This is a genomic window from Bacillus sp. EU63, from assembly GCF_038592915.1.
Taxonomy (GTDB): Bacteria; Bacillota; Bacilli; order Bacillales; family Bacillaceae; genus Bacillus; species Bacillus velezensis.
Genome location: NZ_CP151944.1, coordinates 811,264 through 832,402, shown reverse-complemented (window position 1 = coordinate 832,402; position 21,139 = coordinate 811,264). Strand labels below are relative to the sequence as shown.

General features: G+C 48.6%; 19 protein-coding genes and 1 pseudogene. 6 read left to right on the top strand and 14 right to left on the bottom strand.

Annotated elements, in window-relative coordinates; all coding sequences use genetic code 11:
* Positions 1-4: 4 nt before the first annotated feature.
* Complete coding sequence (gene recX / locus NYE38_RS04215) at positions 5-796, bottom strand: recombination regulator RecX (RefSeq protein ID WP_061861992.1); 792 nt, start codon at positions 794-796, stop codon at positions 5-7.
* 91 nt (positions 797-887) lie between these two features.
* On the opposite strand from recX, the gene NYE38_RS04210 reads away from it, so the two are divergent.
* The 3 genes from NYE38_RS04210 to NYE38_RS04200 all read left to right on the top strand — a co-directional run bounded on the left by NYE38_RS04210 (position 888) and on the right by NYE38_RS04200 (position 2,217).
* Entirely contained in the window at positions 888-1,787 is a 900-nt protein-coding gene (locus NYE38_RS04210) for a TIGR01777 family oxidoreductase (RefSeq protein WP_104843193.1), read from the top strand.
* A gap of 57 nt (positions 1,788-1,844) precedes the next feature.
* A complete protein-coding gene (locus NYE38_RS04205; protein WP_003155504.1) occupies positions 1,845-1,955 on the top strand; it encodes a YfhE family protein in 111 nt (36 codons plus the stop codon).
* A gap of 70 nt (positions 1,956-2,025) precedes the next feature.
* Positions 2,026-2,217, top strand: a complete 192-nt coding sequence (locus NYE38_RS04200; protein ID WP_003155508.1) for a YfhD family protein — start codon at positions 2,026-2,028, stop codon at positions 2,215-2,217.
* 38 nt (positions 2,218-2,255) lie between these two features.
* Here the strand turns inward: NYE38_RS04200 and NYE38_RS04195 are convergent, their stop codons facing one another.
* The 3 genes from NYE38_RS04195 to mprF all read right to left on the bottom strand — a co-directional run bounded on the left by NYE38_RS04195 (position 2,256) and on the right by mprF (position 6,466).
* Positions 2,256-2,840 carry a nitroreductase gene (locus NYE38_RS04195; protein WP_017419145.1) on the bottom strand — a complete coding sequence of 195 codons (585 nt, stop codon included), beginning with the start codon at positions 2,838-2,840 and terminating at the stop codon, positions 2,256-2,258.
* A 76-nt stretch (positions 2,841-2,916) separates the two neighbouring features.
* On the bottom strand, positions 2,917-3,801 hold the full coding sequence (locus NYE38_RS04190; RefSeq protein ID WP_017419144.1) for a PhzF family phenazine biosynthesis isomerase: 885 nt from the start codon (positions 3,799-3,801) through the stop codon (positions 2,917-2,919).
* Positions 3,802-3,895: 94 nt separating this feature from the next.
* Positions 3,896-6,466 carry a bifunctional lysylphosphatidylglycerol flippase/synthetase MprF gene (gene mprF / locus NYE38_RS04185; protein ID WP_340803111.1) on the bottom strand — a complete coding sequence of 857 codons (2,571 nt, stop codon included), beginning with the start codon at positions 6,464-6,466 and terminating at the stop codon, positions 3,896-3,898.
* A gap of 168 nt (positions 6,467-6,634) precedes the next feature.
* On the opposite strand from mprF, the gene NYE38_RS04180 reads away from it, so the two are divergent.
* Both NYE38_RS04180 and NYE38_RS04175 read left to right on the top strand, forming a co-directional pair.
* A complete protein-coding gene (locus NYE38_RS04180; RefSeq protein ID WP_014417231.1) occupies positions 6,635-7,117 on the top strand; it encodes a MarR family transcriptional regulator in 483 nt (160 codons plus the stop codon).
* Between the two features lie 108 nt (positions 7,118-7,225).
* Positions 7,226-8,818, top strand: coding sequence for an MFS transporter (locus tag NYE38_RS04175; RefSeq protein ID WP_340803112.1), 1,593 nt, complete (start codon positions 7,226-7,228; stop codon positions 8,816-8,818).
* Here NYE38_RS04175 and bstA read toward each other — a convergent pair.
* From bstA to NYE38_RS04150, 5 genes and pseudogenes are all read right to left on the bottom strand, one after another.
* A pseudogene (gene bstA, locus NYE38_RS04170) lies at positions 8,778-9,321 on the bottom strand (bacillithiol transferase BstA). The gene NYE38_RS04175 and the pseudogene bstA overlap by 41 nt on opposite strands.
* Before the next feature lie 25 nt (positions 9,322-9,346).
* Entirely contained in the window at positions 9,347-9,619 is a 273-nt protein-coding gene (locus tag NYE38_RS04165; RefSeq protein WP_029973990.1) for a ribonuclease inhibitor Barstar, read from the bottom strand.
* Between the two features lie 22 nt (positions 9,620-9,641).
* Positions 9,642-12,053 (bottom strand): PEP/pyruvate-binding domain-containing protein, encoded by a 2,412-nt coding sequence (locus tag NYE38_RS04160; RefSeq protein WP_285002052.1) that lies wholly within the window; start codon positions 12,051-12,053, stop codon positions 9,642-9,644.
* Positions 12,054-12,310: 257 nt separating this feature from the next.
* Positions 12,311-13,399 carry an acyltransferase family protein gene (locus NYE38_RS04155; RefSeq protein WP_285002053.1) on the bottom strand — a complete coding sequence of 363 codons (1,089 nt, stop codon included), beginning with the start codon at positions 13,397-13,399 and terminating at the stop codon, positions 12,311-12,313.
* A complete protein-coding gene (locus NYE38_RS04150; RefSeq protein ID WP_032872373.1) occupies positions 13,390-13,992 on the bottom strand; it encodes an NAD(P)H-dependent oxidoreductase in 603 nt (200 codons plus the stop codon). The genes NYE38_RS04155 and NYE38_RS04150 overlap by 10 nt, the downstream gene beginning before the upstream one ends.
* A 195-nt stretch (positions 13,993-14,187) precedes the next feature.
* On the opposite strand from NYE38_RS04150, the gene NYE38_RS04145 reads away from it, so the two are divergent.
* Positions 14,188-14,739 carry a PadR family transcriptional regulator gene (locus NYE38_RS04145; RefSeq protein ID WP_014304649.1) on the top strand — a complete coding sequence of 184 codons (552 nt, stop codon included), beginning with the start codon at positions 14,188-14,190 and terminating at the stop codon, positions 14,737-14,739.
* A 37-nt stretch (positions 14,740-14,776) separates the two neighbouring features.
* On the opposite strand, the gene cyoE is transcribed toward NYE38_RS04145, so the two are convergent.
* The 5 genes from cyoE to NYE38_RS04120 form a co-directional block, all read right to left on the bottom strand.
* Positions 14,777-15,724, bottom strand: a complete 948-nt coding sequence (gene cyoE / locus NYE38_RS04140; protein WP_128496514.1) for a heme o synthase — start codon at positions 15,722-15,724, stop codon at positions 14,777-14,779.
* A gap of 363 nt (positions 15,725-16,087) precedes the next feature.
* Positions 16,088-16,945, bottom strand: a complete 858-nt coding sequence (locus tag NYE38_RS04135; RefSeq protein ID WP_205161083.1) for a VOC family protein — start codon at positions 16,943-16,945, stop codon at positions 16,088-16,090.
* Between the two features lie 16 nt (positions 16,946-16,961).
* The gene (locus tag NYE38_RS04130; RefSeq protein ID WP_012117101.1) at positions 16,962-17,366 is read right to left on the bottom strand and encodes a DoxX family protein; all 405 of its coding nucleotides are present in this window, start codon (positions 17,364-17,366) and stop codon (positions 16,962-16,964) included.
* 167 nt (positions 17,367-17,533) lie between these two features.
* Complete coding sequence (locus NYE38_RS04125; protein WP_268557243.1) at positions 17,534-19,351, bottom strand: ABC transporter ATP-binding protein; 1,818 nt, start codon at positions 19,349-19,351, stop codon at positions 17,534-17,536.
* Complete coding sequence (locus tag NYE38_RS04120) at positions 19,332-21,065, bottom strand: ABC transporter ATP-binding protein (RefSeq protein WP_159353914.1); 1,734 nt, start codon at positions 21,063-21,065, stop codon at positions 19,332-19,334. The genes NYE38_RS04125 and NYE38_RS04120 overlap by 20 nt, the downstream gene beginning before the upstream one ends.
* Positions 21,066-21,139 lie beyond the last annotated feature (74 nt).

The following is a 21,139-nucleotide window of genomic DNA, read 5'->3' as shown; positions in this document are numbered from 1 at the left end:
CAGTTTACTCCTCTTCCTGCAAGAATTGATCAATATCGTCAATCGAGAATCCTTTTCTGAATAAGTACTGTTTGACCTTCATTCCGCTTTCATAACTGCCGTCATAGCGGTATTTCCTGATCGCTTTTTCCGCATGAGCCTTCAGAGCTTCCATCTCGGCTTCATCATCATTTTCATACTCCGTCTGTTCCAGAGCGGCATTGATGACGTCGAAAGGGAAACCTTTTCGCTGAAGCTGCATCTGCGCCCGCTGTCTGATCTCTTTTGTGGACAGCTTTTTGTCTTTTTTGAGGATTTTGCCGATATGTTTCAGCGCTTCTTGTATCTGCTCATCAAATGTAAACGCACTGAGCGTCTCCTTGATGGTATCGCCGTCTATTCCTTTCGCTTTCAGCTCGCGGAACAGGACGTCAGGGCCTTTGCCGTTTGTTTTTTTGTGGGTGCTCGCATAGGCTTCCGCAAATTCTTTGTCATTTAAGTAGCGGTAATCGTACAGTTTATGGATGACTTCAGAAATGACCATGTCCGGTGTTTCTTTTTTCTTCAGATGATCCCGGACTTCTTTTTCAGAGCGCATCCGGTATGATAAAAATTCTACGGCGCGGTTAAAGGCTTTTTTCACGTCATCGCCGTGCTGGATTTCAAGAATGTCAAGCTCGTCCAGTTCTTTCCCTTTCTTCAGGTCAAAACGCACAAGCACGTCGGCGTCGACGCTGAATGCATATTTCTCATCAAGAAAGATGTTGAAGCGCTCGGTATTTTTCTTTTGGGTCGATATTTTTGTAATAAACGGCATCCCGGTCTCCTTTCCCGCCCCGATGTTCAGGCGTTTTTCTTTTTGGCAAATGAGGTACAGTATATGTATCAACGTGTAAGGAGAGATGGATATGAATATCGCGATGACAGGCGGCACCGGTTTTCTGGGCCGGCATCTGACAGATGTGTTTACCCGCCGGGGACATCATGTCTATATTTTATCAAGAAAACAGAGAGAAACCGAACAAAAAAATGTGACATATGTTCAATGGCTGGCCGAAAACGCGGCGCCTGAGCGCGAGCTTCCCCCTATTGATGTATGGGTGAACCTCGCCGGCAAATCCATCTTTGACCGCTGGACGGACACAACGAAAGAACAAATCATCTCAAGCAGAATAGAAGCGACGAGAGAAGTCAGACGGATTATGAAGCAGCAGCCGAAAAAACCCCGGGCTTTGATTCAGGCCAGCGCCGTCGGCATTTACGGCACAAGCACAGAGAAAACATTCACCGAACAGTCCGATACGTCAAATGAAGACTTTCTCAGTCATACGGCTCATATGTGGGAACGTGAAGGCCAGAAAATTGAAGCGCTCGGCATCCGGACGGTATATGCCAGATTCGGGGTGATGCTCGGTGAAAAAGGCGCCCTGCCGCTCATGGTTCTCCCTTATAAGCTGTTAGCCGGCGGCACCATCGGCTCTGGACGGCAATGGCTGTCATGGGTTCATGTGGATGACGCCGCGGAACTTATTGCTTTTGCGGCGGAGCATGATGACTTGTCCGGTCCCATGAATGTGACATCGCCGAACCCCGTAGAAATGAAGCAATTCGGAAAGACGATCGCAGGCGTCCTGCACCGCCCCCATTGGATTCCCGTACCGGAACTTTTTCTGGAGAAGGCCTTGGGAGAAATGAGCCTGCTGATCGTAAAAGGCCAGCGCGCCCTGCCTAAGCAGGCGCTGACATCCGGTTTTCAATTTACGTATGAAGAGCTTGATTTCGCTTTAAAGGATCTCTTATCTGCATAAAAACGGAAATAAAAGCCAATCCTATTGGTATTCTGTTTTGAAGGAGGGTCTTCTTTTATGGAAAAGAAGCGCGAAAAACATCAACAGGGAGCCAATCTGAAAAAAATGCAGGAAGTCCTTTATTCCGGTGAATTCAAAAAAGCGGAAAGAGCAGCCAAACGGAAATAAACTGAATAAAGATCGGGACCGGGCAGATACTATGTTTGTTTGATATCACTTTTTTCAGGGGGCGATTGATATGGGCAGAAATCATACTCACAAAAACCGTGATAAAAACAAACAAAAACTTCCTCAAGTTCCGGATGCTTTGAAACGCGAAACAGACGGCACATATGAGGAATATTCAAGCGAGCTTGCTGATTCCGCTGACCGTGAAGCGCAGGCGCGGATGAAAGCCGCTGACAACAGAGCTAAAAGCAAAACCCGCTAATACGAAATCCCCGCCTCTGTATAGAGACGGGGATTTTTTTACAGTTCGGTAAACAGGCTTTTTGCCGGCGTCCGTTCTTTCGCCTTAGGCTGTTCATCCGGATAGCCCGTTTGAATGATGGCGGCAAAGCGCTCATTGTCAGCAAGGCCGAAGTCTTGGTGCACCTGTTTGTCATACATAATGCGGCCGCTTTTCCAGACCATGCCGATGCCGTTTTCATGTGCGAGAAGCTGAAGGTTTTGAATCATGCCGCTCAGCGCCGCGAAATCATCGTTTCTCGTAAATTCATTTTCATCTTCTTTTAAGACGACCAGCAAAAATCCCGGAACGGCGCTGAGGTTTTTTCTCATGTTCCGCTCTTTTTCCTCGTTGAAATCATCTTTTATCTTTTTGAAAAATGAGACGTAGCTGTCCGCAAGCTTTGCTTTTCCCGCTTCGCTTGCTGCGTAGATAAAACGCCACGGCTCCGTCAGTCTGTGGTTCGGTGCGTAAACGGCCGTTTCAAGCATATCTAATATGACTTCAGAAGGTACGGTTTCCGGTTTAAACGACCGGATGGATCTTCTGTTTCTGATTGTATGTACAAGACTTTCGTTTTGCTGTAATTGTTCGGTTTTCGGCATGCCGATTCACCTTCCTATCCAAATGAAAATGATTATCATTTATAATATAACGGATACGACCGGCTTTTGTAAACCGTTACGGAAGCTGAAAATTGATTGTTTCGGCATACACGGCCGTTCCCGTCATCTCGATGTTCATCTTTTCGTTATCTTCTGTAATCCTGATTTCCACTTTTCCGTCTTTCCCGATTTCATGGCCTTGTTCAATCGTGAGGCATTCGGCTTCGGAGCCTCCGTATTGCCGCATATAGGCCGCCATGACGCCTGAAGCGGTTCCCGTGACCGGATCTTCGGTCGTACCGGAGAAAGGGGAAGAAAAATGGCGTCCGTGCAGATCACTTTCCGGATGAACGGTTTCCAGAGAAAACGGATGAACGCTCGCTTTCGGAAGATCGCGCAAAATAGCGGGGAATTGTGCGTTGTCCGGCACCATATTCCGTGATGCTTTAAGTGATCTCAGCGGAACAATCAGTGTCCAGATCCCCGTTGATCCGTAAACAATCGGCAGCTCGCTGTGAAAATCCTCAGCCGTAATCCCGAGCGAGGCCGCAAGCTTTTCTTTGTCGCCCGTAAACGGCAGAAATTGCGGGGGAGCCTGTTCGAGCGTGATGTATACCCGGCCGTTTCGTTCAGCGGCTTTTACGGGAAGAATGCCGGCTTTTGTTTCAATTTGATATGCCTGATCAGCCTGAAGCCTTCCCTTTTCAATTAATGCGTAAAGAGAGGCGACGGTAGCATGTCCGCATAAATTCATTTCATGGCCGGGTGTAAAATAGCGGATGCGCAGATCGGCTTCTCCGCTTTTACAGAGAAATGAGGTTTCATTGTACCCTGCCATTTCGGCGATCATCTGCATCTCTTCATCTGAATAATCATCTCCGTTAAAGACGATTCCCGCGGGATTTCCCAAATCCGGAATATCGGAAAACGCTTCATATTTAAACACGGTTGCCTGTTTCATTCATCAGCCTTCCTTTCACCTTATGATCATGTTATTCAGTATAACAGAGTGAAATTAGAATTTTTAGTCAATTATTCAAAAAAAAAGACGCCTTTTAACGGCGTCTTTTTTTGGTTTTTCCGATCAGGCGGGTGACGAGGATTATCGTGACGGACAGCGATCTGTTTTTGCGGTACGCCAAGTATTTCCCGCGCCACTCCGGTTTGTATTTTTCTTTAAAGGCCCGCAGCCCGCTGAAGCTGTACATATACCGGACGTTGTTGAAGATGACGGCCGCGATTCTTTCCGACCAGAAAGAAGTAAAAGCCGTTCCTACGTTTGACAAAGGCGCCATGCCCATATTGAAGGTAGTATAGCCTTTTTCCTGCGCCCAGAGAAACAGACGGATGAAAAGCGCGTCCATAATACCGTTCGGCGCGCTTTTCCGATAACGCATCAAGTCGACGGATATCTCGCCTTCCTGATACATCGGCATCAGGTTGGCAAAAGCGATGATCTCCCCTTCCGCGTCTTTCACGTAAGCAATCGGCGCCTGTTCCAAATAATCCCGGTCGAAGAAACCGAGAGAAAAACCTTTCTCTTTTTTCGGTCCGAGCCATTCGTCCGAAATGTCTTTCAGCTTGGCGATAAACTCGGAGGAAAACGGCGGTTCCCCGACATGAAATGTGTAGCCTTCGCGGTCAAATTTGTTGTTAATCGCCCGCAGCCCCGCTTTTTTCTTACCTGAGAGCGTAAAGGCCTCCATATCCACGAACGCTTCTTCTCCAAGCTTGAAGAAGTTATAGCCGAAGTCATGGTACAGCGCCAGATCTTCACGTTCGATCTGATAAAACATGACACTCAGCCCCTGCTTATGCGCTTCATTCAGAAATTCCTCAATCACAAGCGGAAAAGAGTCTCTCTGTCCTGACGGATCACCGAGCACGACAAGCCTTCTGGAAATCTGGCTGAACAATAAAAGCGCTTTGCCGTCGCTTGAGAAATAAAACCGCTTATCCCCGAGAAAGCCGAGATGGCTGAGCGCATTTCCGCCTTCTTCCGCCAAAAAGGACTTCAGCCGTTCAGGATCGGCCTCTTCTCCGATCGGCTTCGATCTTTTATGATAAAAGAACGTAAACACAAGGAAAAACAGCGGCACAACAATAATGGCCGTCATCGTGGCATATGTAATGTGCGAATTGTTATGGACGAAATAGTCGTGGCGCAGCAGCCGATTCATTTTATCCCAAATAAAGCCGGCAATGAGATTGTAGTTAAACAAGGCGATAATAAACAGAGCGGCCGCAAAAATCATCTGGCCGAGCGTATACGATGCCTGCTCTCTGATAAACTGCCGCTTTAACAGCACAAGCAATACGATGACGACAGGCAGAATAAAGATCGCGCTGATGTTCATTCCTTTTAAGAAACTGAACACAAAGCCGCCGACCAGCGCGGCAACCGCCATTGAATAAGAACGTTTCGTCCGTTTGTATAATTCAATCGGCAAAATTAATAGAATCAAAGCCGCGCTTAGCGATAACCCGTTAAACGCAAGGAGCGCCGGGCGCGGAATGTGCGGAATGACCGTCTCCCTGTCGATCGGCAGGGAGACGGACGCAAGCACGACGACTCCCGACACGAAAACCAAAAGCGACAGCGAACCGTAAAGCACCCTGATCAAGATAGCGCGCTGGAATACGAGAAGCACGTTCGTCGTTTCCACGGCAGGCGCCATCTTCGGATTTGATTCCAGCCGTTTAAGCGTATTTTCCGTTAAGTCGCCGGCCGCAAAGAACAGCCCGAACACAAACGGAATAAATGAATACACAATCCGGTAGATGACGATGGATGTCACGACCGCCTCCTGCGGAAAGCCCATATTCTGCATGCCGAGCAGAAACAGAAGGTCAAACGAACCGAATCCTCCCGGCACAAGGCTGATGATTCCCCCGATAGCGGCAATGGCAAATACCCCGAATACATGGCGGACATCCGCGTGAATTCCCATGACATACAGAGAATAATACATGACGACAGCCGCCGCGAACCATTCGGCAAACGATGCCCCGATGTAAGAAAAAACCGGATGCCTCGGTTTTGCTTCACCGTCTTCTGCGCCAGCTTTTTTATTGTTGATCCCAGCGGCGATTAAGGCTGCCGGCACAATAAGCGCCACTCCCGCGATAACAGCCCACAGCCACGGTTTCTCACCTGTAATCTCTCCAACCGGCAGAACCCGGGCGATGGTCAGGATACTGAAGACGGACAGCCCGAGCAGCGCTGAGGACGTAAGCCAGGCGATGCCTGCGACGAGGCGTTTTACGTCATTCGTATGTTCTTTGTAAAGCATCGTCCGCAGCCCGACGCCCGCCAGACCGCCGAATCCAAGGACATTGTTAAAGGAATTGGCGATAAAGGAGACCCTGAATACTTTCCAATTCGGAATGTTGAGGCGAAGCGTCCGTTTCAGCACAAAGTCATAAAAGGACATCGCGCTGACGGCAAGGAGGCCGAGCAGAACGAGAATAAATAAATCGTAACGCTCAATCCCGTTAATAATGTACAGCGTTCGTTTAAAAGAAAGGTCTGTCAATTCCTTTTTGGACTGATAAATGACTAAAAGCAAAACTGCAATAGGAAATAATACTTTTAATATCGATAAGGCATTCTTTTTAGTCAGCAATGTTCTCTCCAATCATCATAAAATAGCTTATTTATTATAATTCCCCCAATAATCTCCAACATATTATACACTACCACCTCACATTCAAACAAAACTCGCCTGCAACTTTCTTTCTCTGATTAAAATCAGTAATATGGTATGCAGGAGTATGAATGAGGAAGTGAGACGATGGATTATAATCTGCATGATACAACGGTATTAGGCGGCGATATTTTTTCTCCTGAGGAACGGGATATTTGGGTGCTGTACATGAAAGTGATGACATCGGCGGGGCTCGGCGATGTGTCGGAGTGGATGAAGCTTGATATGAGCATGCCGCAAATGAAGGTGCTGATGCTTCTGAACAACCACGGGACGCTTAAGGTGAGTGACATAGCGGAGAAAATGGGCGCTTCTCTTTCAAATACGACGGGGCTGCTTGACCGTTTAGAAAAATCATGTTTCATTACACGCGCTCCGTCAGAAGAAGACCGCCGTTCAGTCGTCGTTCAATTAACGGAAAACGCGAAAGATATTTTCCGCAGCCTTTATCAAAAAGGACATGTAAAATTGAAGCGTTCATTGGAAACGCTGACCGCTGAAGAAAAACAAACGGTCAATCAAGGGCTTGCCATTTTGGCAAGAGCGCTTGATTCTTCCAAACAGGGATAGAGATGAAAAAGGCCTGCCGGTATCGGCGGCCTTTTTTTGTTTGACATTTAATTCACTCAAAGTGAATAATATATTTGAAGTGAATTAAAAACGGAAGGATTGATCAGTATGCCGGAGCCTTTGCAAACAGAAAAAAACCAGAGCTGGGCCATCACTCTCTTTACGATCGGTGTGTTCATGGCGGCGCTGGACAACGGAATTATTTCCGCTGCTCTGACGACGATTAACAGCTCTTTTGATGTTTCTCCTTCATGGGGATCTTGGGGAGTGACCCTTTACACATTGGGACTCAGTGTCAGTGTGCCGATTGTCGGCAAGCTGTCGGACCGATACGGGCGGAAAAAGCTGTTTATGATTGAAGTCGGGCTGTTCGGACTCGGCTCTTTGCTTGTCGCACTCAGTCAGAGCTTCCCGATGTTTTTGGCGGCACGGCTCATTCAGGCGCTTGGCGGCGGCGGAATTTTTATAATCGGGAGTTCGCATGTGCTGGCCGTGCTTCCGAAGGAGAAACAGGGGAAAGCTCTCGGGCTTTTAGGGGCGATGAACGGTATGGCGGCCGTCCTCGGACCGAATATCGGGAGCTTTTTGCTTGATGTAACCGGGTCGTGGCATTGGCTGTTCTTGATTAACCTGCCGATTGCCGCCGCTTTGGTTGTGTGCGGCGGTTTGTTTATCGCTGAAACGAAAGAGCCTGAGGCGAAACGGCTTGACCTCGCCGGCACAATGCTGCTGTCTCTTGCGATCTTATCTTGCATGATCGGTATCACGAATCTCGATGGGGCGAAGCTGTCAGAAAGCATAATGGACGTAAAGGTGTACGGGTATCTTTTTGGATCGGCACTTCTCTTTCTGGTGCTGCTTAAGGTCGAAAAGCGGGTTGAAAACCGAGGGGGCGATCCGATTCTCGCCTACTCGCTGCTGCAAAATAAAGTGTTTCAATGGACGCTCGTCATCGGATTTTTATCGGGAGGGCTGCTCGCTGCGGTCATTTTTATTCCTTCTTATGCGGAGCAATATTTGCACGTATCGGCGGAGAAAGCGGGTTATTGGATGACGCCGCTCGCTTTGGCGTCAGGCATCGGAGCGTGGCTCGGCGGGGCGATCACGGATAAAAAAGGGCCAGTCTTTTCCGCGGTTGTATCAGGCGCCATCGCATTTGCAGGCTTCAGCCTGTTTCCGTTATGGGTGACGGATAAATGGGAATTTGTCACAGCAAGTGTCATTGCCGGGATCGGTTTCGGATTTCTGCTCGGGGCTCCGCTGAATGTGCTTGTATCAGAAACGGCGGGCCAAAACAAAGGAACAGCGCTAGGCACGCTGTCACTCGTAAGGCAGGTCGGGCTGACGCTCGCTCCGGCTTTATATGCCGGCTTCATTACAGCGGGCTTTGACCGGATCGGAGATGACATCAAAAACCGTTTAGCGAAAAGCGGCATTCCCGCTGATCAGGCGCAAACGCCCGATATCGGCGGCGGACTTTCTTCGTTGCAGGAGCAGGTAAGCCGAATCCCCGTTCCCGCCGTCAAAAAAGCGGTTTCTGATGCGATTGAAGCAGGCATTTCCAGCGGCTACCACCATCTTTATACGGCAGCCGCCGTCATTTCATTATGCACGATTGTGTCTGCGGCTGTTTTGGCGTTTTTCCGGAAGCCGGCATCCTCTAAGACAGATGCCAGCCCATCCGCCGGGAAAGCTCAGTAATATGGGCGATGTGATGTTCAGAGTGCCAGACATATAGTCCGAGCGCCTGTTCCAGCGTAACCGTCTCTTTAGACACAGGATGGAAGTATGTCCGTTTAAATTGGGCTTCCGTCATGGAGCGCAAAAGAGCGGCCCATCTTCTGTGCAGGATCGTTAACAGCTCAAGCGCATCCCCGCAAGCGGCGGTTTTGGAATCATGAAGATCAGCCCATCCTTTTTCATCATAAGGACGGATTTCCGGTTCATTCTCCGTTACGCTCAATTTAAACCGGGTATAGCCGTTCATGTGGCTGTCCGCCAGATGGTGAACCAACTTGGCGGACAGTCCATCCCCCTTCGCGGTACGGCGTATCAGGCTGACTGTCCGACATCGCTCTGACAGCTTGTTTCAGTTTGGCCGGAGCGTGTTCCAGCGCATTGATCCATTCTTGTTTCTGTCCGGCCGAAATCGATTCAGCCGGCTGATACTCTCCAATCGGATAGCTGAGGGTTTGTTTTTCCATTTTTGTCTCTCTCCCGTTGATCGTATTATGAAAGTATGATGGTGATGTCGCAGCCTTCCGCTTTCGCTTCACGAAAGACCTGAAGCACACTCTCGGCGCCATTTTCTGTAAGCTGCTTGCTTTGTTCAAACTGGCTCCATTCTAAAACGAGGGGATATTCCACCCAGCCGGTCAGACAATCCCATAAAGCGTCAAGGTTTTCACCGTAGTATTCAGGAAGAGCAAGTTCCTTTTTCAATGTCTGATGCAGGTCGCTCATACTTCTGATTTGCTCCCCGTTAATAACTGCTTTATTCATGCGCGGCTCCTTTCCCATGATTTTATTCTATCAGTTTACCATTTTCCTCTTCAGAAGTGGCCGGAGTCTGCCGCGGTTCCAGCTGGACGATGCCTTGTCCGCCGTCAACGGCCACCCTGTCCCCCGTTTTCAGTTTTGACGTTGCATTTCCGCACCCGACAACAGCAGGAATCCCAAGTTCCCGGGCGACGATCGCCGCGTGGGACAAAGGGGCGCCGACGTCCGTTATGATGGCAGCCGCTCTTGGAAAAAGCGGGGTCCAGCCTACATTGGTTGTCGTAGTCACTAAAATTTCCCCCGCCGCAAAAGAATCCCCGTCTTCCGGAGCATCAAGGACACGGACAATGCCCTCCACTCTCCCGGCCGCTCCCGCGAAACCTTTTAAAGTATGCGCATCATCAGTTTCCGCAGGCATAAAAGCATCGTAATAATCCGCTCTTCTGTCAGGCTCCTCAGCCCATTTAAACGGATTGAATCTTCCGTTAATAACGGATGGGGACGGCGGCAGTTTTTTATAGGTTTCATAGTTTTGCTTTCTCGCTTGAATCGACGCAACCGCCGGCTCTTTCCCCGCGAGCAGATCGGTTATTTCATGCAGATACAAGAAGAAAATATCGTCCTTCATGCCGGTCATTTCCGCCGCTCTGAGCGCGAATGCTCTGGCTGTCCGGTACACCCTGACAAATTCGGATCTGGTTGTTTCTCTAATATTCGCGTATTCTGACGCTTTTTCCATTTTGGCTTTGAGCCATTTGACCTTATGAGGAAACTTTTCTTCAAATCTTCGGAAGGCCTGTTCATGCGCCCGCTGCTGTTTCAAAAGCAGTTGTTCGGCATCAATACCCGACTCCTTGTGTTCTTTGATCTGCTTCGTCAGCCAATCCCGGTTTTCTCCGGGATGCGGTATGGAAAGTTCGTATTCATGCGGGCCTCGGTGGCCTTGGTTCCTGAGATATTCTTCCTCGCTCATACGGCCTTTCATGACTTGATCAATGCCGATAATCGGCTCCAGGCTGGCCAGTCCGCCTTTTCCCCTCAGATTGGAAAGCAGGAGATTCGCATCTTCTATTCCTGCGAGTTTTGTTAATTGAGAGGTTAACGACGAAGAGGATTGCGCAGAATCACGCCCGCCGGATATTAACGCAAACCACGCGTTGCATAAATACGGATAGATCTCATTGTTCCATATCGCTAATAATGTCCGCTCCGTTTCGGCACGTTTCAGCTTTTCCTCAATATTCCGGCACCACTCCGGCGATTCGTCCAAATAGGAGGACATGTTTTTTTTCGCGTGCTTCATTTTCGACAGATACGGTTTCAGTTTTTTCGAGATGATCTTCAAAAGTTCATACTTTGAGAACGGATATAAAGGAATCTTCATTTCCGCCGGGATTTCTCCCAATGTATCGCTCATCATTTTTCCTATTTTTCCGCCTTTCGGATTCAGACCGAAAGCGGCGAGAACGGAAAGAGGCTGGCTCATATTGTTATAGGCTCTGCCGCAAATATTGCCGGACCAGACATAATAGCCCGGAATGATGCCCGACTCTTCATCCAGATTCCGGAGGAGCGACCATGTCAGCGGCGTCATCACATCGGGAATCGCTTCTCCTATATTTGTGTTTGTCCATAAAAAATCACCGCTGAAAGAATCATTCCATTCATAGGTTTCCAGATTTCCGGCTTGTAAGGTCGTAATCGGGCGGGATTGAAGAATATACAATGTCCCGCCCGCGGCGGCCCATTCAATATCCTGCGGCCCTCCAAGATCTTTTTCCAGCTTTTTCGCCAGTTTATAGAGCGTTGACGCATATTTGCGAAATTCCCCGGGGCCGTCATATTTTTTCTTAGGCCGTGCCAGTTTAAAAGAATAGGCATCAGCTTCCCCGGAAACGAGCTGCTCCCCGAGACCGTAGACGTAATTGCCTGTCATCTCCCGCCTGCTCCCCGTAATCGGATCTGCGGTAAACAGCACTCCGGATATCTCAGACGGTATCATCAGCTGGATGACGATTGCGATTTCATGCTCATCTTCCATTCCCTGAACGGCGCTGTACGCTTTTACCCTTTCTGACTGTGCCGATCGGCGGACTTCATCAATCGCCCTGGACATGTCTTGATCTGTTTTGACATTCAACACCGTATCGAATTCCCCGGCAAAGGAAGCCTGAGCGGAATCCTCGCTCAGCGCGGATGAGCGTACGGCAAACAACGCAGATGCATGGCGGCTGCGGATGGAATTCACATATTGATCAATAGCCTCTCTCGCCTGATGGCGGAGCTGTCCGTCCTGAAAGGCTGACGGCAAAATCACAAACCCTTCAGGCACAGGATACCCGCTTTGATACATTTTAGAGAGAATGCTTCCTTTTCCCCCCGCAAAGGAATAAAGTTCGGCCGAAAGTTCTCCGAATGTTTTGACACAGTCATTCATAATGTCCCCGCTCCTTTTTAGTCGTTCATCCAAGCTCACAGTTTTTCTCTTTTTCACTTTTTTTGAAAGTATTTCCTATAAGTATACATTATATCGGTCTTCACAAGGGAGAAAATCGATGGCGTTATTTTGTCATAAATGCATCCGTCAAAACGGCCGCAGGCGGGGGTCTTTGTTTGCAGGATGTACAACTATCCGTTCTCGTGCCTGATAAATCGGACCCGTATCAAAAAGGCGGCCGAAACGCCGCCTTTTTTTCAGACTGTGCGGCCTTGATGCGCCGCCGTATTTCTTTTGGTCTGCTTCGGCTGATACACTTTCCCGACAAACAGGTATCCGTATCTGAAATGGTTGCACACCCAAGATACGAAAATGGGACCGAGCGTGCAGATCAAAAATAAAAGAAGGATAGCAGCCGGCAAAGGCATTGACCGCAAATAGCCTTCCAGAAGATATCCGCTGATTAAAAAGTAGGAGTGCAGCAGATAGATTGAAAACGAATAGTTGCTGATCATCATCACAATCGCGGGCACTTTTTTGAGCTTTGAAAACAGATGAAAACACAGAAAGATCATACTGACCGCGTAAATCATAATATCCGGACGCTTAGAGGAAATGGAGCCGCCGCTGATATATGAAACGGCCACAATCAATATTGCCGATACGGCCGCACTGAAGTAAACCGCATAACGGTACTGATTGATGAGCGCTAAAAAACGCGGATATTCCTTTCCGCAATAAAATGCCAGACAGAAATAAAACACCCAGCCCGGAAACGGAACCCAAAAGAACGGAAAAATAGAATCAAGCCCCGATGATGCCGGCGGATGAAAGATGGAAAAGTAATCCAGATAGACGGCGTTGATGATAAACGAAACAGACAGCACCCACACGGGAGATGTGTTGTTCAGCCAGCGGTGCAGCAGCATATGGAGAATGTAAAATTGAAAGATCACAAGAATGAAGTAGCCGATGAAGTTTCCTAAAAACACATTTGCTAAAAATTTACCGATCACTGAAACGAAGCCGGCTCCTTCTTCCGCCACGCTTTTCATTAAAATGGCATCCACCGCGGCAATAAACAGAAACGGCACGAAAATGACTTTGCCCCTTTTCTTTAAAAAACCCGCGGGAACGCCTCCCGGGTATGACCTGGCAAGCAGAAATTCCGAAATAAAGATAAACGCCGGCGTACTGAACATCAACAGGGTCCGAAAAGCATCAACCGTATGGGCGGCACTGGCTAAGGACTCTTCCTGAATCATCAGCACCATTGAAACAACGTGAAGCAGAACGACACTTAAACAGGACAGGCAGCGAATCACGAAAATTTCTTTTATCTGCATGCGGCCGCTCCTTTTTCACAAGCGCGCCGGACTTTAGCGTATGCTTGGCGCAGCCATTTTTCCCGCAGCTCGGGTGTGCTCGTTTTGACGACAGAAAAAAGGTTCCGCTCGGCTTTTTGAATGCCGCAAAATTGCAGAATGCCTTTTTTCAGCGTAATCCAGTCCGAGTTTTTCCGGAACCACTTTAAGTACCAGCCCGGGGAATCCGCCGTATAAAAGACCTGTGCCGTCTCTGCCCGGAGCAGTCCTTTTACGCGGCCGTTTTCATATGTGTAGGCTTCTCCGGCGACAAGCACTCTGTCAAAAAAGCCTTTCATAATCGCCGGAACGCCTCCCCACCACAGCGGGTAGATGAAAATGAGATGATCTGCTTCTTTCATCAGTTTCCGGTATTTCTTCGTTTCAGCGTCCCGGTTCATGTCAGAGCGCTTTTTTTCGCCGCCGTACTTCAGCACGGGATCAAATTGGTCGGCGTATAAGTCAATGACCGTATAGCTTCGGCCGCTGTCCTTTAAAGCCATGACGACGTATTTTACGAGAGCCGCATTGAAACTGTTCTCATCCGGGTTTGCATACACAATCACCGTCTTCATATGTCCCTCCCAGTATTTATTAATTTTTACAATGATTATATCATGATGTCATATGAATGAGGCAAAGACACGAGAAAGGCTTTTTCCAGTTCTGCTGCCGTTTCGATAACCCCTTTCACAAGCATCCGGCACTTCTGCGTTTTTGAGCGGCGGTATGGTATACTAGCTGTCAAATGAATGGGCTTGGAGGACAACATGAGAATTTTAAAGTACGCGATTTTAGGGCTTTTGCGAAAAGGCGAATTGAGCGGATATGATATATCGAGCTATTTTAAGGAAGAGCTCGGCCAGTTTTGGAGCGCAAAGCACAGCCAGATTTATCCGGAATTAAAAAAACTGACGGCTGAGGGATTTATTACGTTTCGCACTGCGATTCAAGGAACAAAGCTTGAGAAAAAAATGTACACACTGACTGACAAGGGAGAGCTGGAGCTTGCTGCCTGGCTGACGAAAAAAGACCCGATTCCGGAAACGGTGAAGGATGAATTTATGCTGAAGGCTTATTTCATCTCAGCTTTGACGCAGGAAGAAGCGGATGAGCTATTCACCGACCAGCTCGTAAAGCGGCAGGAGAAATTGTCCGATCTGGAAAACAGTTATCAAGAACTGATGACATCGTCCGCGGAGGCGGATTCTTTTTCTTCTCCTGATTTCGGCCATTATCTCGTGCTGACAAAAGCGCTTGAGCGGGAACGGAATTATATTTCCTGGCTTGAAGATATTTTGGCTCTCATCAAAAAAGCATAAACAAAACGGGGCGGCTCTGTATCTGCAGGCCGCCTGTTTACGTTCTGAGAACCGCATTGATAAACGAATCAGCCATTAAAATAAGAAAAAGCAGACTGAAATACACAATCGAATAAAAAAACATCCCCTTCGACCATTGCGTGTCATCCGCCGCCTGAAAGCCTTTGATGCTCCGGTACAGCCACATGGCTCCGAGCAGGAGAGCGGACGCGGTATAAAACGGGCTGACGTCTATATAAAGAGGAACGAGCAGCGAAACCGCAGTCAGAACGGCGATATAGCGCAACATTTTTATTTTTGTGACGCGATTGCCTTTTATGATCGGCAAAAGCGGAATGCCGGCGGCACGATACTCTTCCTTTCGCCTGATTCCGATCGCCCAGAAATGCGGCGGCTGCCACAAAAACATAATCGCGTATAACAAAATTGCGGGCATATCAATGTACCCGGTCAGCGCGCAATAACCGATTAAAGGCGGAGCCGCCCCCGGAAAGCTGCCGACAAATGTGCTCCAGACGGATTGTCTTTTAAACCAAAGCGTATAAACGACGGCATACAGCAAAAATGCAAGCAGCCCAAGAACGGCGGTCAGTACATTTAGCGAAGCAAGCATGATGAATCCGCATGCGCCGAGACATGTGCCGTACAGGATCATGACCGGCGGCGGTATTCTCCCCGTGACGCTTGCGCGGGTGCGGGTTCGCGCCATCTTTGCGTCCATGCCGCGGTCAAAGAAGTTATTAAAAACAGTGCTTGATGCCATGACTAACGCCGTTCCGATCATAGCAACCGCCATGGCGGCAAATATACCGGGCCCTCCGCCCGTCCTTTCCGGCTGAAGCCATGCGATCCAAAATCCGCCCAATGCGGCGAGTGAATTTGAGATGATAATCCCCGGTTTGGCAAGAATGATAAAGTCCTTGACCGTCATCCGGTTTCCGTTATGCTTCATAGACTGTTCCGTCTGTGCTGCATTTGAGTTCATTTGTTCAGGTTCTCCTTTTTCGGCTTATCATATCAGGAAGAATCAGGAAGTACAATTGTTTTGGACATTTTTCACACAATTGTAAATTGTGTACGAAAAGCCGCATCTTGTGACCGGATGCGGCTTTTGCCTTTTTCTATTCAAAGTCTGCCCATACGGCTCCCCGATCTGCTGAACGGACACAGTTTTCAATCCAGCGGATGCCCTGAGCTCGGGCCGGCGATGGCGGCCTCTACGCGTCATTTTTGCGCCTCACTGAGATGTTCGCTCTCTTAAGTCACAGATGTTCTTCTTTACCGAGCCTTTTCAAGAAAACTTCAGAAAAATAAAAACCCTTGCCGGTTAGACGGCAAGGGTTGTTTCTTACAGTGTAAATGCGATATCCGCCCCTGATACAGGGTCTTTGACGAATACGCCCTCTTCTTTTTCTTCGATCTCAAAGCCGGCATCGGTCAGCGCTTTTGTCACACGTGACAGCTCTTTTTGATGCGGCAGCGCGATGGTGTAATAATCCAGCCCGCTTGCGTTTCCCGGTTTCGGCGGCGCATGTTTTCCGGCCCATATATTCAGACCGATGTGATGGTGATACCCTCCTGCCGAAACAAACAGAGCGGACATGCCCGCGTAATTGCCGACAATGTCAAAACCGAGGATATCGGTGTAAAACGCTTTGGCTTCCTGTAAATCCGTCACATGAAGATGGATGTGGCCGATAACAGTTCCTTCTGGGAGACGGCTTTTCCGTTCAGCTCCGGCTTCTTCCAAAAGCCCGTCCACATCGACGGGCGCCGTTTGCATGACATAATTGCCCTCTGCATCCCGGCGCCACGTGCTGCGGGGACGATCGGCGTATATTTCAATACCGTTGCCGTCCGGATCAGACAGGTAAAGAGCCTCACTGACCGCGTGATCCCCCTGACCGAGCGCGATACCGTTTTCAATCAGCCTGGCCAATGCGATGCCGAGTTCTTTCCGGTCAGGCAGAAGGATCGCGAAATGGTACAGGCCGGTGACAGACCGCTCCGGCAGAACGACGGCGCTTGGATTTTCTTCAAGCAACAGCAGAACGCGTTTTCCGTCTGCTGACAGTCTTGCTGAACGATCTGTCTGCGAGATGACTTGAAAGCCGATTACATTCCGGTAAAAGTCGAGCGAGCGTTCCATATTTTTAATGGTCAATTTGACATAACCGATTGCCGTATCTTGATGAATGCCGGTCATTTGAACGCCTTCTTTCTTATGCTGAAAAAGTTTCTCCCTTTTTTGATTTGAAAAGGAGCTGATCCAATGAAAGCAGACGGCTTCCTGAAAGCGCTAAGTGAATTGACGCAACCAGTAAGATGAAATCAAATTCCGATCCGCCCATAAATGGTGAGGAAAGCTTCGCCGTGAAGATGGCGCCCACTAATGTGACGGCAAACAGAACGCCGATAATGCGCGTTGCCAAGCCGAAAAAGATCAGAACCCCGCCGACAAGCTCAATCGTCGCGATGACATAGACCATAAAGGCCGGAATCCCGATGCTCTGGAAAAATTGCGCAGTTCCTTCCAACCCTTGAAACTTGGATAAACCGTGAACAAAAAAGATAATACCTGTTACAACCCTTAAAAGCAGTGTTCCTGTTTCGAATGATTTATTCATAAAATCCTCCTTGAAAATTATTATCACTTACTTTATGTAAGCTAGTATATATACATAACTTATTTACGTCAAGTAATTTTGTTACATTTAACGAAAATAACTTAAAAGTACTATTTGCCTTCGCGAAAAAAAGACCTCCGCACTCTGTCGGAGGTCTTTTTTCCTATCTATGATTCCCGGAACTGGCTTTCATATAATTCTTGGTAAAACCCGTTCTGGCTGAGAAGTTCGGCATGGGTTCCTTTTTCAGCCATTTCGCCGTCTTTCAGTACAAGAATCTGATCGGCTTTTTGAATCGTGTTCAGCCTGTGAGCGATGATGACGCTTGTTCTGCCCGCCATTAAACGGCCGAGCGCTTCTTGTATTTTCACTTCCGTCACCGTATCAATGTTGCTCGTCGCTTCATCCAAAATGAGCAGCACCGGGTCCGCCAGCACAGCTCTCGCGATGGAAATAAGCTGTTTTTGTCCTTGGCTGATGCCCGCACCGTTTTGGGTAAGGACGGTATCGTAGCCTTTCGGGAGCCGTTCGATGAATCCGTGGGCATTGGCGGCTTTTGCGGCTGCCTCCACCTCTTGATCAGATGCGTCCAGACGGCCGTAACGGATATTTTCCCTGATGGTGCCCTGAAAGAGAAAGGAATCCTGCAGGACAAACCCCATGTTTTTTCTCAGACTGGATCTCGTCAGTTTTTTGATGTCCGTTCCGTCAATGAGGATTTTTCCGTTATTCGGCTCGTAAAAACGGGCGATCAGGCTCGTAACGGTTGTTTTACCCGCTCCGGTCGGTCCGACGAAGGCGATTGACTGTCCTTTCGGAACGCTGAAGGACAGGTGTTTTAAGATCAGGCTGTCTTCCTGATAGCCGAAGGAGACATCTCGGAATTCAATTTCTCCCGTTTTGATCGGCTGGTACAGCGCATGCTCTTCATCTTCCCGCTCCTCTTTTTCATCCAGCACGTCAAACACCCGTTCAGCCCCGGCGATGGCCGATAACATCGTATTGAACTGATTGGCTAAATCATTTAAAGGGCGCGTGAACTGCCGCGAGTATTCGGCGAATACGACGATGGCACCGATCGAGATCAATCCCTTCAGCGCAAACAGCCCGCCGACCGCCGCTATAATCGTAAAGCTTAAATTGTTTAAAGAGTTCATGACTTTCGGAATGAATCCCGAAATTGTCTGCGCCCAAAACCCCGATGATTGTAACGCCGCGTTTTTTTCTAAAAATTGTTCCATGACGCGGTCTTCCCTCGAATAGGCTTTAATGACCTTCGCCCCTGATATCGACTCTTCAATAAAACCGTTCAGCTCGCCGAGGTTTTTCTGCTGCTGTTTAAACAGCAGTCCCGTCCGGTTGGTGATCCATTTAATGCTCAAAAGCATGATCGGAATAATCAAAAGCGTGATCAATGTTAAAAGCGGACTCATGTACAGCATGACGGCGATTGTGCCGACGAATGTAATGACGCTCGACAGCACTTGAATGACGGATGTATTTAAAGTGGAGCTGACATTTTCGATATCATTGGTGACCCGGCTCATTAAGTCCCCGAGCCGCTGTTTATCAAAAAACGGAATCGGCAGCTCATGCAGATGGGTAAACAGCTCGCTCCGCATTTTAAACACGGTGCTTTGCGAGATATTGATCATCCAATAGTTTTGAAACCATAAGGACAATGATTGCACGAGGTAAATCACAAACAGCATGAACAGCACCCCCGCCAATCCGTCTGTCGTCTGTCCGACGATAAAATGATCAATCGCTTTCCCGATGACGAACGGTCCGAGCAGGCCGAATATGGCGCTTATGACTACCATGATGATCACAAGGGTTAAAAGCCCTTTTTTCTCGGCTACATAAGACCAGATTCTGCGCAGCGTGCCTTTTGTATCTTTTGCTTTCGCGCGTTTTCTGCCGCCTTCATTTGATTTGAGCGGTATTTTCGGATATCGGAAAGGTTTACGAATGTCTTTTTGCATTGTCAGCTCCCTCCTTTCCGAATTGTGATTCATAAATCTGCCGGTACAGATGAGACTGTGCCATCAGCTCTTTGTGCGTGCCTTTGGCCAGCAGTTCGCCGTTTTCAAGCAATAAGATGGTGTCAGCCTTCATCGCAGTCGTTATTTTCTGCGTAATAATCAGTGTCGTGCATTCATAGGATCTGATCGCTTGTAAAAGCTTCGCTTCCGTCTGAAGATCGAGCGCGCTCGTACTGTCATCTAACAGCAGGAGGGACGGCTTTCTGATAAAAGCGCGCGCGATGGAAATCCGCTGCTTCTGCCCGCCTGACAAATTAACGCCCCGCTGTCCCAGCACCGTGTCGTATCCGTTTGACAGCTTCATAATCGTGTCATGGATTTGCGCGTCTTTGGCCGCTTCCATTACTTCATCTAGTGAAGCATCCTCCCGCCCCCAGGCGATATTTTCACGGATTGTGCCCGAAAACAGAAGCACTTCCTGCGGAACATAGCCGATTTCCCTGCGCAGGCCGCAAGCGGAGAATTCACCGATCGGTTTGCCGTCTATGAAAATACTGCCCGAATCAGCCGTGTACAGGCGCGGAATCAGCTGAAAAAGCGTTGATTTCCCTGAACCTGTCGCGCCCATAATGGCAACCGTTTCTTTCGGGCTGGCAGAAAAGGACACGTGATGCAGCGCGTCTTTTTCCATGCCCGGATAGCGGAAGGACACTTCGCGAAACTCAATCGCGCCTGCAAGCGCCCGTGCCGGGTCCTGCCCCGTTCCCTCGCCGCCTTCTGTTTCCAGCACCTCGCCGATTCTTTCCCCGGAAGCCTTCGCCCGGGAAAATACCATGATGAGAAAAGGAAGGACGGACAGCGCGCCTGTAATCCGCGTCGCATAGTTAATGACGGAAACGACATCGCCGACCTGCGCTCCGCCCTGAGCAATGCTTTTGGCGCCGAACCATAAGATAAACAAAATGCAAATGTTCATCAGCAGCATTAAAATCGGCATCGCCGCTTCCACGAGACGAAAAGCGGAGACCGTTTTTTCCATCAGCTTCGTATTCGATTTCAAAAAACGTTTCACTTCGTGGTTTGCACGGAGGAGCGCTTTAATCAGTTTGATCGCCGTCAGGTTTTCCTGCATGATCGTGTTGACCTGATCAAGCCGCTTTTGCACAGACCGAAACAGCGCGCCGCCTCTTTTCAGCACCCACAGCAAAAACAAAAGCAAAATCGGCACCGTGATCAGCAGAAAAAATCCGAGTTTCGCATTGACGGTCAGCGAGAGAATAATGCCGCCCGCGATCATTAACGGCGCACGAAGCATAAACCGGAGACTCATGAAAAGCATATTCTGGACCTGTGTCACATCGTTTGTCAGCCGGGTGATAAACGATGTGGATGAGAATTGCGCAAACGTCGAATAAGAGAAGGATTGAATTTTTTGAAAAAGCCCTTTTCGCGTATCATACGCATAGCTCTGGCTGATGTGGGCGGAGTAGAATGAATTTAAAATGCCCGATGCGAATGAAACAGCGGTCAGTCCGATCATCACGCCGCCCCACAGCCAAACCGTACCGAGATCCTGCTTTAAAATTCCTTCGTCAATGATTTTCCCGATCAGCAGGGGCTGTATCAGCTCTACCGCAAGCTCGATGAGCATGAAAAACAGAGCGATTCCCGCCAAAAGAGAATACGGTTTTACATATGATAAAGCCTTTGACATGTGTAAGCCTCCAAATCCTTTGTTCAATATGTATGTATATTTATTTTATTTGTTTGTCTTAAATGAATAAAGGA